Origin of the sequence: Flavobacterium xinjiangense (genome assembly GCF_900142885.1) — a bacterium.
Classification (GTDB): Bacteria; Bacteroidota; Bacteroidia; order Flavobacteriales; family Flavobacteriaceae; genus Flavobacterium; species Flavobacterium xinjiangense.
This window is the reverse complement of sequence record NZ_FRCL01000013.1, coordinates 31,905-44,496: the sequence shown is the minus strand read 5'-3', so window position 1 is coordinate 44,496 and position 12,592 is coordinate 31,905. Positions and strand designations below refer to the sequence as shown.

Below are 12,592 nucleotides of genomic sequence, written 5' to 3'. Positions count from 1 at the left end.
ATAAGTGCTTGAATGAGAATGAATATTCAATAAAGACTACTCTTGATTCCGAAAATCTGAATTGTTTAAAAAGATTTTCATAATAAAAACGAATAACGATTCGTTATACACTACAGAATATAATACATTTGAATTATTAAACAAAAATACAATGCGTAAAATTTCTTGGCTCTACTTATTTCTCCTTTTTATTATATCTGCTGCCAGTTCAGCGCAACAATCAACTATTTATACACATGATTTAAAAGATTATAATAAAGCGTTCTCTTTATTTAATGATAAGCAATATGCGTCAGCTCAAATTATTTTCAACAAAGTAAAGGAAACGGCTGCTACCGAAGAACTAAAGTCTGATTGTGCGTATTACATCGCAAATTGCGCTATTCGTACCAATCAATCTAATGCTGATGAATTGATGGAACAATTTGTGGCTGACTATCCAACCAGCACAAAACAAAACCAAGCTTACATTGAAGTTGCTCATTATTATTTTGACCAAGGGAATTATCCACAAGCGTTGCAATGGTTTGATAAAGTGGACGAAAGCCAATTGAGTAGCAGTGATCGCGATAAATTTAATTTCCAGAAAGGATATAGTTTTTTTAATGCCAAAAAGAAAAAAGAAGCCACCGTCTATTTGAATAAAGTGGTAAACTCCGCTGAATATGGTTCTCAGGCTAAGTATTACCTTGGGTTTATGGCTTATGAAGGAGATGATTATAAGCAAGCTACGAAATATTTTGATGAAGTTTCCGGTGAAGAAAAATACAAAGAAAAGCTTTCGTATTACCAAGCTGATATGAACTTTAAGCTAGGAAATTTTGAAAAAGCAATTGATTTAGGAGGAAAAGCGATGGCTAAATCAAATCCTGCAGAAAAATCAGAATTGAATAAAATTATTGGCGAAAGCTATTTTAATTTAAAACAATATGATAAAGCCATTCCTTATTTGGTCGCTTATAAAGGGAAAAAAGGAAGATGGAACAATACCGATTTTTATCAGTTGGGTTATGCATACTACAAACAAAAAGATTATCAAAATGCCATTTCACAATTCAATAAAATCATTGGAGGTAAAGATTTTGTAGCTCAAAATGCTTACTATCATTTGGGAGAAAGTTATTTGAATACCGATAAAAAACAACAGGCTTTGAATGCTTTCAAAAATGCATCCGAAATGAATTTTGATGCAGCAATTCAAGAAGATGCGAGTCTGAATTATGCAAAATTGAGTTATGAAATAGGGAATTCGTATCAAAGTGTTCCTTCCGTTTTGCAAGCTTTCCTGAAAAAGTATCCAGAAAATGCAAGCCGTTCAGAAATTGAAAAATTGTTGATAGATTCTTATATTTCTTCTAAAAACTACAAAGAAGCCTTAGTTTTATTAGAAAGAAATAAATCACCTGAAAACAAATTAGCGTATCAAAAAGTCCTTTTTTACAGAGGTTTAGAATTGTACACCGATGGGAATTATGAAGAAGCATCAAAAATGTTTGTGAAATCTGTCAGTGAACAAAAAGATGCGGTGTTTGCTGCGCGAGCGACTTTCTGGAAAGGTGAATCGGAATATGTGCAGAATGATTTCAAAGAGGCATTGATAAGTTTTAAACAATTCATGGGTATGGCTCAAGCCAAAGATGCACCAGAGTTTAAAAACATTAATTATAATATTGCCTACGCGTATTTCAAATTGAAGGAATACGATCAGGCTGGGAATTATTTCCAAAGCCAAATTGCAACTTCAAAAGAGGATAAAGTTCGTTTGAATGATTCGTACTTGCGTTTAGCAGATTGTCGTTTTGTTACTTCAAAATACGGAGCGGCGATGGAAGCTTACACTAAAGTAATTGAGTCGAAAAGTGTTGATGCGGATTACGCTTACTTCCAAAAAGCGATTTCTTATGGATTTATTTCTAAAAACGATAAGAAAATAGAAGAGCTAAATGCTTTTTTACAATTGTATCCAAAATCAGATTATAGAGATGACGCCATGTTCGAATTGGGGAATACCTATGTTGCCGAGAACAAAAATGATCTTGCGATAAAAACATACGATCGATTAAATACAGAATTTAAAAAAGGTTCTTTTACTTCAAGATCTATTTTGCGTCAGGGATTGATTTATTATAATTCTGATAAAGACGAGCAGGCTTTGGTTAAATTTAAAAAAGTTGCGGCTGAATTTCCTAGAAGTCCTGAGGCATTAGAAGCTGTTGCCACAGCCAGACTGATATATGTGGATGGTGGAAGAGTAGACGAATATGCAAATTGGGTGCGAACTTTAGATTTTGTTGCCGTTACAGATGCTGAATTGGATAATGACACGTATGAAGCTGCTGAAAAGCAATTTCAACAAAATAATAGTAAACAAGCAATTGCAGGATTTAGTGGTTATGTAGCTAAATTTCCAAGAGGAATCCATGCTTTAAACGCAAATTATTATCTGGCACAATTGTATTATTCAGAAGGGTCAGAAAGCAAATCGATTCCTAATTATGAGTTTGTAATTGCACAGCCACGAAGTGAATTTACAGATCAATCTTTGTCTAGATTAGCTCAGATTTTCCTTAAAAATAAAAATTACGATAAAGCAATTCCTGTCTTGTCTCGATTAGAAAATGAAGCTGATTTATCTCAAAACAGAACATTTGCGCAGTCGAATTTGATGAAAAGTTATTATGACATCAAAGACTATTCAAATTCTGTAATTTATGCGGAGAAAGTTTTAATGAATCCAAAAACGGATGATAATGTAAAAAGTGATGCTCAAATTATAATCGCGCGCGCAGCCATACAAACAGGTGATGAAGCAAAAGCTCGAACTGCTTATGCAAAATTATTGACTATCGCCAAAGGGGAATTAGCTGCTGAGGCCTTGTATTATGATGCTTATTTTAAAAATAAAGATGCGAAGTTTGAAGCCTCGAATACGGCGGTTCAAAAATTAGCAAAAAATTATTCCAGTTATAAATATTTTGGAGCCAAAGGATTGGTATTGATGGCGAAAAACTTTTATGGATTGAAAGACAGCTATCAGGCGACTTACATTTTGGAGAATGTAATACAAAATTTTACGGATTTTCCAGATGTTGTTTCAGAAGCGCAAACAGAATTAGACACCATCAAAGCCGAAGAATCTAAAACAAATTCATCAGTAACGAAGTAATTTAAAGATAAAGAATGGAATTATTTTGGGGGTTTATTAAACAAATAAATTTGGAAATAATTCAAAAGCTTAAAAAATAAAAAAGAATGAAAATACCCTTTTATATAGTGGATGTTTTTGCGGAAAAAAAATATGCTGGGAATCAATTAGCTGTTTTTTTAGATGCAGAAAATTTAAGTGATGATAAAATGCAAACAATTGCTCGTGAAATTAACTTTGCGGAAAGCACTTTTATTACCAAACTTAGTCCTGAAAATAATGCTGCAGAAATCAGAATCTTCACTCCGGAATATGAAATGAAGTTTGCCGGACATCCTATAATAGGTACTTCTTGGGTTTTGATGAATAAAATATTTGAAAATCAGCCGCAAAATATAGTTTTAACGGTCCCAATTGGCGAAATTCCAGTGAATCAATCGGGAGATTTAGTTTGGTTGCAAGCGGCTCAGCCGGAGTTTTTGGATACTTTTTTAGCAGAAGATTTTTTAACCTTCAGTAATTTAAAAAGTACTGATTTTGATGATAAATTTTCTATTCAGGAAGTTACCACAGGGAGCGCCTTTGTGATTGTTCCTCTTCAAAATAAAAAAGCATTGGAGAATTTAATTCTGGACCAAGGTAAAATGAACGAATGGTTGCATGCTCATTGCAAAACCAGTCATCGAGGCTTATACTTTTATTGTTTAGAAGATGGAAAACTTAGCAGTAGAATGTTGTGCATAGAAGACAATCAACTCAAAGAAGATGCGGCTACTGGAAGCGCTAGTACTTGTTTACAGGCTTTTCTTTTGAAATATTTTTCACCGGAAATCGAAATCATAAACCATCAAGGCGATTTTATCAATAGACCTTCTCAAATTTATTTTAAAGGTAAATTATCAGAAAATCATTTTGATATAAGAATTGGCGGAAAAACACAATTCCTTGCAAAAGGAGAATGGGAGGTTTAAATTACCAGGTTAGCAAGGAAGAGTTATAAATAAGAAGTAAAAAAATAAAACATGACATTTAAATATTTAAACATAAAATCATTCACAAATAAAGCAGCAACGTTTTCGGCTCCCTTCTCTTCGGGGAGAGTTGGGGTGGGGATTTTATTCCTTTTAGTTTCACAATTTTCTTTTGCTCAAAAAAAGGAACAAATTGGCACAGAGACTGTGAATGTTGTGAAACCATATACACCAACAATTTCAGATGCTTTCAAAGTTAAGGAAACGCCTTCGCTGGAAGAGGAAGGGAATGCTAAAAAAGAAACTATAAAATATACTATTTTTTCTTTCCCGGTAGCTTCGACTTTTACCCCGTCTAAAGGAAAAGCTGAAGGAGTAGAGAAAGAAAAACAAGAGCATTTATTTAAAAATTATGCGACTTTTGGAATAGGTAATTACGGAACTTTTGTGGGTGAATTATTCGTTAATCATGATATTAGCAATACTAATTATGTTGGCGGAATGTTTAAGCATCATTCTTCACAAGGAGGTATAAAAGGAGTTGAACTTGATGATCGGTTTTATGATACTTCAATTGATTTGACTTACGGTGCCCATGAAAAAGATTTGTCTTGGAATTTTGATTTGGGTTATCAGAATCAAGTTTACAACTGGTATGGATTGCCTACTGATTTTGGGAGTACGATGACTCCGTCTGATAGAAGAACTTTATTTAACGGAATAAAACCACAACAGGATTACAATACAATTACGGCCGGCGGGAAAATAGATTTTAATGAAGGTGTTTTTGATGAAGCGATTCTTAAGTTTAATCATTTTTCAGACATGTATGGATCTTCTGAGAATCGGTTTTATGTAAAGCCATCTTTCAAAGTTGATATAATGGACACCGCTATAAAGACAAAAATAATTGTTGATTACGTGGGCGGAAGCTTTAAGAAAAATTATTTGAATACCAATGTAGAACCGCTAAAATATGGTTTTACTAATTTTGGAATTGCACCGAGTTTTGTAGTGTTAAAAGACGATTGGACTTTGAATATTGGAGCTGGTATATTTTATAGTCTAGACAATGAAAAAAGCAATAACAAATTTTTAATTTATCCGCAAATTAGCGCTTCGTACAAAGTGGTTGGCGATTTGATGATTTTCTACGCTGGAGCCGAAGGGAATTTAGAACAGAATTCTTATCAAGATTTTGTTCAGCAGAATCCATTTCTTTCACCTACTTTAAACATTGCGCCGACCGACAAACAATACGATGTTTTTGCCGGTTTAAAAGGGAAATTGACAAATAATGTAAGCTATAATGTAAGAGGTTCTTATGTAAATGAAAGAAATAAAGCCTTGTTTAGAAGCAATGATTACAATGAAAGAAGCACTAATGAAAATTATGCCTTTGGGAATTCCATGCAAGTGGTTTATGATGATATGAGAACATTGAGTTTTTATGGAGAATTAAAAGCTGATTTTTCAAAAAATGTGACTTTTGGAGTTAACGGAACTTTTAGTAGTTATACCAATGACTTTCAAAGTGAAGCTTGGAATTTGCCAAAAATAAAAGTGAATTCAAATCTTGATGTTGCTATAACCGAAAAATGGTTTGCTGGTGTGAATGTGTTTTATGTTGGAGAGCGTAAAGACTATAAAACGAATACGGATTTAGTTTATATCGTTGCTCCAAGTCAAAATCCAATTGTATTGAAATCTTATTTTGATTTGAATGCTAATGTTGGATTCAAATACAATGAAAGATTTACTGCTTTTTTGAGAGCAAATAATATTACCAATAATGCCTACGAAAAATGGTTGAACTATACTGTTCAAGGTTTTCAAATAGTGGCAGGAGTAAATTATAAATTCGATTTTTAATTTTTTTTTCAATTGCAAATCGATTAAATAACGCGCACGGTTCACGAAGATTTTGATTTGTTTTTTTGTGAACTTTGCGTAAAACTTTGCGAACTTCGCGGTTAATTCCATCCAATGACTTTCAAACAAAAAATACATCAATATTACCTGCAGCTGGTTCAAGACCGTATCGACGTTTTTAGAGATATGATTGTTGCGCTTACCGAAGATTCTAAAAATGATGCTAAAGGTTCTGCCGGAGACAAACATGAAACGGCTTTATCCATGATGCATATCGAGCAGGAAAAATTAAATACTAAGTTAAGAGAAGTATTGGCTCAAAAAGTAGTTTTGGATAAAATTGATGCGTCTAATACCTCTAAAAATATTATTGTTGGAAGTTTGATTCGGGCCAATGGAATTTACTTGTATTTAAGTGTCGCGCTTCCAAAAATTACGGTCGATGAAATAAGTATTATCGCCTTGTCACCACAATCTCCTTTGGGAAATAAATTATTGGGTAATGAAGTGGGATTTACTTTTGAAATTAATTCGACCAAATATCTGATTGAGGAAATTTTATAATCTTTCCTCACTTAATTAGCCATGAATTAAGATTTATAACCAGAATACTATTTTGTACTTTAAAATAGTTGCATTTTTATAGTAAAAATGATTTTTTAGTTTTAATTTATAACTGAAATGACTATTAGTGTTTTTCAATTGTAACTGTTATTGCATCTTTGCCCTATCAAAATAAATAAAACATTAAAAATATATAGTTATGTGTGGAATAGTATGTGCCTTTGACCTAAAACAAAAAGCGGAAGTTTTAAGACCACAAGTATTAGAAATGTCTAAAATTATCCGTCACCGTGGACCGGACTGGAGTGGAATTTTCAGTAATGAAAAAGCGATTATGTCTCATGAACGTTTGGCAATTGTTGACCCGGCTTCAGGGAAACAACCTTTATTCAGTGAAGACAAACAACTGATTTTAGCAGCAAATGGTGAAATTTATAACCACAGAGAACTACGTAAACAATTTGAAGGTAAATACAACTTTCAAACCGAAAGTGACTGTGAAGTTATTTTGGCACTTTACAAAGAAAAAGGACCACATTTTATAGATGAAATGAACGGAATTTTTGGATTTGCCATTTATGATGTAGATAAAGATGAGTATTTTGTTGCTCGTGATCACATGGGAATTATTCCATTATATATTGGTTGGGATGAACACGGTACTTTTTATGTGGCTTCAGAATTGAAAGCATTAGAAGGATATTGTACTAAAATCCAATTGTTTCCTCCGGGACATTATATGACTAGCAAAGACGGCGAATTTGTACAATGGTATAAAAGAGAATGGGTTGATTATGATGCCGTAAAAGACAACGTAACTAGTATTGACGAAATTAAAGTGGCGCTGGAAGCAGCAGTTCACAGACAATTGATGAGCGATGTGCCTTATGGTGTTTTGCTTTCTGGAGGATTAGATTCTTCTATTACTTCGGCTGTAGCCAAAAAATATGCGCAAAAACGCATTGAATCCGGTGATGTTGCTGATGCTTGGTATCCGCAATTGCACTCTTTTTCGGTAGGATTAGAAGGTTCTCCAGATTTAGCAGCGGCTCAAATTGTGGCGGATCATATTGGAACCATTCACCACGAAATTAAATTCACCATTCAAGAAGGTTTGGATGCCGTTAAAGATGTAATTTACAACTTAGAAACGTATGATGTGACTACGATTAGAGCATCAACACCTATGTGGTTAATGGCGCGAGTTATTAAATCTATGGGTATCAAAATGGTATTGTCAGGTGAAGGAGCAGATGAACTTTTTGGAGGATATTTGTATTTTCACAAAGCGCCAAATGCAAGAGAATTTCATGAAGAAAACGTACGTAAATTAGGTAAATTGCACATGTATGACTGTTTGCGTGCCAACAAAAGTTTAGCCGCATGGGGAATTGAAGGGCGTGTGCCGTTTTTAGACAAAGAATTTATGGATGTGGCGATGCGAGTTAATCCACAAGATAAAATGATTAATACAGAACATCCAATGGAGAAATGGGTAGTTCGTAAAGCTTTTGAAGATATGTTGCCGCCAAGTGTAGCTTGGAGACAAAAAGAACAATTTAGTGATGGTGTAGGATACGGTTGGATTGATACCTTGAAAGAAGTAGTAGCGGTTGAAATTTCAGATGAACAATTAGCAAATGCTAAATACAAGTTCCCTTTACAAACGCCAACTTCAAAAGAGGAATACTATTATCGTTCTATTTTTCACGAACATTTTCCAAGCGATGCCGCAGCTTTGTGTGTTCCACAAGAAGCAAGCGTTGCCTGCAGTACGAAAATTGCATTGGAATGGGATGAGGCATTCAAAAATATGAATGATCCGTCCGGAAGAGCAGTAGCTAGTGTCCATGATGATGCTTATGCAAAAGCGTAAAGAGTATTTAAAGAAGATTTTATAAATAGATTAAAACGCTCTCCTTTTCGAGAGCGTTTTTTTTATGGGAAATTTATTTGTGGAAAACTATAGAATTTGAAAAAACGTTATAATTGCGCATTGTCTTAAATAATTAAGCGTAGTTTTTTATATTAGCAAAACTAAAATGTTTATTATGAGATTTATTACTTTATTTCTTGCTTTGTTTTTGTTGGTTTCCTGTGATAAAAAAAATAAAGTTTCCGTAGATACCATTATTACCGATGCGACTATTTATTCAGTTAATAACTCTTTTGGAACGGCTTCGGCTATGGCAATTGATAAGGGGAAAATTGTAGCAATTGGTACTACTGATGAAATTACAAAACAATATGAATCCAAAAACACAATAGACGGGGAAGGGAAATTTATTTACCCGGGTTTAATCGACGCTCATTGCCATTTTTACAGTTATGGGTTAAGCCTGCAGGAAGCTGATTTGCGCGGTACTAAAAGTATGGACGAAATAATTACCCGTTTAAAGGCTTTTCAAAAAGATAAAAATCCAACGTTTATTGTAGGTAACGGTTGGGATCAAAACGATTGGAAGGTAAAAAAGTATCCAACAAAAGCAGATTTAGATGTTGCATTTCCTAATATTCCTGTAGTATTGAATAGAGTGGACGGGCATGCGATTATAGTAAATAGTAAAGCATTGAAATTAGCAGGAATCACTAAAGACACGAAAGCTGTTGGCGGACAGATTGAAATTGCAAATGGGGAGCCAACAGGAATTTTAGTAGATAATCCGATGGAATTGGTGTTTAAAATAATTCCGAAACCAACTCGTAAAATACAAATTGCCGCTTTGTTGGATGCTGAAAAAGTGATGTTTGATTATGGATTGACGACCGTAAATGACGCGGGATTGGATCCTGATATTATTCATTTGATGGATAGTTTACAAAAAGCAAAAGTGATGAAGCTTAATGTGTACGCTATGATTACTGCAAACCAAAAAAATATTGATTTATATCTAAAAAAAGGAATTTATAAAACGGATAATTTAGATGTGCGTTCCTTTAAAATGTATGGTGATGGCGCTTTGGGATCTCGTGGTGCTTGCATGCATAAACCGTATTCTGATAAGCCAGGGCAATATGGAGCTTTGTTGGCACCGGTACCAGCTTTAAAATCGATAGCAACACAAATCGCAGCTTCAAATTTTCAGTTGAATACGCATGCTATTGGAGATTCGGCAAATACCGTAATTTTGAAAATTTATAAGGAAGTTTTAGCCGGTAAAAAAGACCGAAGATGGAAAATTGAACATGCACAGGTTTTGCGTGAAGAAGATTTTGATTATTTCAAATTTGGAATCATTCCTTCTGTACAACCCACGCATGCGACATCTGATATGTATTGGGCAGGCGAAAGGTTGGGGAAAGAAAGAATGAAAAACGCTTATGCCTATAAAAAATTACTTCAAAAAGCGGGAATTATAGCTTTGGGAACTGATTTTCCTGTAGAAGAAGTAAATCCTATGTTGACTTTTCATGCAGCAGTAGCCAGAAAAGACAGTAAGAATTATCCAAAAGGAGGTTTCCAAATGGAAAATGCATTAACCAGAGAAGAGACTTTAAAAGGAATGACGATTTGGGCTGCCTATTCCAATTTCGAAGAAAAAGAAAAAGGAAGTTTGGAAGTAGGTAAGTGGGCTGATTTTGTTATGTACGATCAAGATTTAATGAAGATTAATGAGAATCAAATTGTAAAAATGAATCCTGTAAGTACTTATTTAAAAGGTGAAAAAGTAAAGTAATACTTAAGTTTAAAAGAAAGACCTGTCATTTTTACGTATTGGATTATCAAAGCTACCTGCTTTTATAGATTATTATTTCAAAGTAATATTTTTAAAAGACGAATTCTAAATCGGTACAAAAACTAAGATTTAACAGGCGTCAAAAATGATAAAGAATTTCAAAGATAGAGTAAAATTGCAAAAGCAGGAATTATTGGGTAAAAGAATCGGATTATAAATAAATAAGAACGTTCTCTATTTTGAGAGCATTTTTTTATGTTTAAAAGTCAACAATATGTTAATAACTTAACAGCTTAAAATTTGATTTTAACGGTTATATAAATTGTGTTTTTATATATTTGCGTGTTAGACAAAAATTACATTTTTTTAGATTAAAATATATGAGCGAAGAAATCAAGAAGGACAATTATTCAGCAGATAGTATTCAAGCATTAGAAGGAATGGAGCACGTAAGAATGCGTCCATCGATGTATATTGGAGATGTAGGTGTTCGAGGACTGCATCATTTAGTTTATGAAGTTGTAGATAACTCAATCGATGAGGCAATGGGAGGCCATTGTGATACGATAATAGTTGATATAAATGAAGACGGATCTGTATCTGTTGAGGATAACGGGCGTGGTATTCCAGTAGGAATTCATAAAAAAGAAGGAGTTTCGGCTCTGGAGGTTGTAATGACTAAAATTGGTGCCGGTGGAAAATTTGATAAGGATTCTTACAAAGTTTCCGGAGGACTTCACGGTGTTGGGGTATCGGTGGTAAATGCATTGTCAAATCACTTGATAGCAACAGTTCATAGTAGTGATGGTAAAATATACCAACAGGAATATGAAAAAGGGAAAGCGCTTTATCCTGTTAAACAAATTGGGGAAACTACAAAAAGGGGTACAATAGTTACTTTTTACCCAGATGAAACGATATTCACTCAAACTACAGAGTTCTCTTATGATACATTATCAGCGCGTATGCGTGAATTGTCCTATTTGAACAAGGGAATCACAATTACTTTTACAGATAAAAGAGAATTAGATAAAGACGGAAATTTTGTTTCAGAAGTATTTCATTCTGATGAAGGTTTGAAAGAATACATTCGATATTTAGATGGAAATCGTGAGCCAATTATAGCACACGTTATTTCAATGGATAATGAAAAAGGAGAGATTCCGGTTGAAGTTGCCTTGATTTATAATACGAGTTATACAGAAAATATTTTTTCTTACGTAAATAATATCAATACGCACGAAGGAGGAACGCACCTGCAAGGTTTCAGAACAGGTCTTACCAGATCACTTAAGAAATATGCGGATTCATCAGGAATGCTAGACAAATTGAAGTTTGATATTTCAGGAGATGACTTTCGTGAAGGATTGACGGCAATTATTTCTGTAAAAGTTGCGGAACCACAATTTGAAGGACAAACCAAAACGAAACTTGGAAATAGAGAAGTAGTTTCGCCAGTAAGTCAAGCGGTGAGCGAAATGATCGAAAATTATTTGGAAGAAAATCCAAATGACGCTCGAATTATTGTTCAAAAAGTGATTCTAGCAGCTCAAGCCCGTCACGCAGCCAAAAAAGCGCGTGAAATGGTACAACGCAAAACCGTAATGGGTGGCGGTGGATTGCCAGGAAAACTTTCTGATTGTTCAGAACAAGATCCTGCAAAATGTGAAGTATATCTTGTCGAGGGAGATTCGGCTGGTGGTACGGCTAAACAAGGTCGTGACCGTGCTTTTCAGGCTATTTTGCCATTACGTGGTAAGATTTTGAATGTCGAAAAAGCAATGCATCACAAGGTTTTTGAAAACGAAGAGATTCGAAATATTTTTACGGCACTTGGAGTTACAATAGGAACTGCCGAAGATAGTAAAGCATTGAATATTGAAAAATTACGTTACCATAAAGTAATTATTATGTGTGATGCCGATGTCGATGGTAGTCATATTTCTACTTTAATATTGACGTTCTTCTTTAGATTTATGAAAGAATTAATCGAAGAAGGTCACGTGTATATTGCAGCACCACCTTTATATTTAGTTAAAAAAGGAAATAAGAAAGAATACGCTTGGAATGACGTACAACGTGATCAGGCGAATGAAAGAATGGGCGGAAGCGCAGGAATTCAACGTTATAAAGGTCTTGGGGAGATGAACGCGGAACAATTATGGGAAACCACAATGGATCCAAGTTTCAGAACGTTGCGTCAAGTCACTATAGACAGTTTGGCGGAAGCCGACAGAGTTTTCTCTATGCTAATGGGTGATGAGGTTCCGCCTCGAAGAGAATTCATTGAGAAAAATGCAGTTTATGCTAAGATTGACGCTTAGTAAAGTTTAATTGTTTATTCGATTAATTGTCTGAAGGTA

Annotated in this window: 7 protein-coding genes; all 7 read left to right on the top strand. The window is 34.3% G+C overall.

Annotation, left to right across the window (positions count from 1 at the left end):
• The first annotated feature begins 151 nt into the window (after window positions 1-151).
• The 7 genes from BUC23_RS14055 (at window position 152) to gyrB (ending at window position 12,553) form a co-directional block, all read left to right on the top strand.
• On the top strand, window positions 152-3,166 hold the full coding sequence (locus BUC23_RS14055; RefSeq protein WP_073210490.1) for a tetratricopeptide repeat protein: 3,015 nt from the start codon (window positions 152-154) through the stop codon (window positions 3,164-3,166).
• An 86-nt stretch (window positions 3,167-3,252) separates the two neighbouring features.
• Window positions 3,253-4,116: a PhzF family phenazine biosynthesis protein gene (locus tag BUC23_RS14050; RefSeq protein ID WP_073210488.1), complete on the top strand. Its 864-nt coding sequence runs from the start codon at window positions 3,253-3,255 to the stop codon at window positions 4,114-4,116.
• Window positions 4,117-4,167: 51 nt separating this feature from the next.
• Complete coding sequence (locus tag BUC23_RS14045; protein ID WP_244153812.1) at window positions 4,168-5,988, top strand: porin family protein; 1,821 nt, start codon at window positions 4,168-4,170, stop codon at window positions 5,986-5,988.
• A 114-nt stretch (window positions 5,989-6,102) separates the two neighbouring features.
• A complete protein-coding gene (locus BUC23_RS14040; RefSeq protein WP_073210486.1) occupies window positions 6,103-6,552 on the top strand; it encodes a hypothetical protein in 450 nt (149 codons plus the stop codon).
• A gap of 199 nt (window positions 6,553-6,751) precedes the next feature.
• Window positions 6,752-8,428: an asparagine synthase B gene (gene asnB, locus BUC23_RS14035; RefSeq protein WP_073210485.1), complete on the top strand. Its 1,677-nt coding sequence runs from the start codon at window positions 6,752-6,754 to the stop codon at window positions 8,426-8,428.
• A gap of 175 nt (window positions 8,429-8,603) precedes the next feature.
• Complete coding sequence (locus BUC23_RS14030) at window positions 8,604-10,229, top strand: amidohydrolase (RefSeq protein ID WP_073210483.1); 1,626 nt, start codon at window positions 8,604-8,606, stop codon at window positions 10,227-10,229.
• Between the two features lie 380 nt (window positions 10,230-10,609).
• Entirely contained in the window at window positions 10,610-12,553 is a 1,944-nt protein-coding gene (gene gyrB / locus BUC23_RS14025) for a DNA topoisomerase (ATP-hydrolyzing) subunit B (protein ID WP_073210481.1), read from the top strand.
• Window positions 12,554-12,592: the final 39 nt, after the last annotated feature.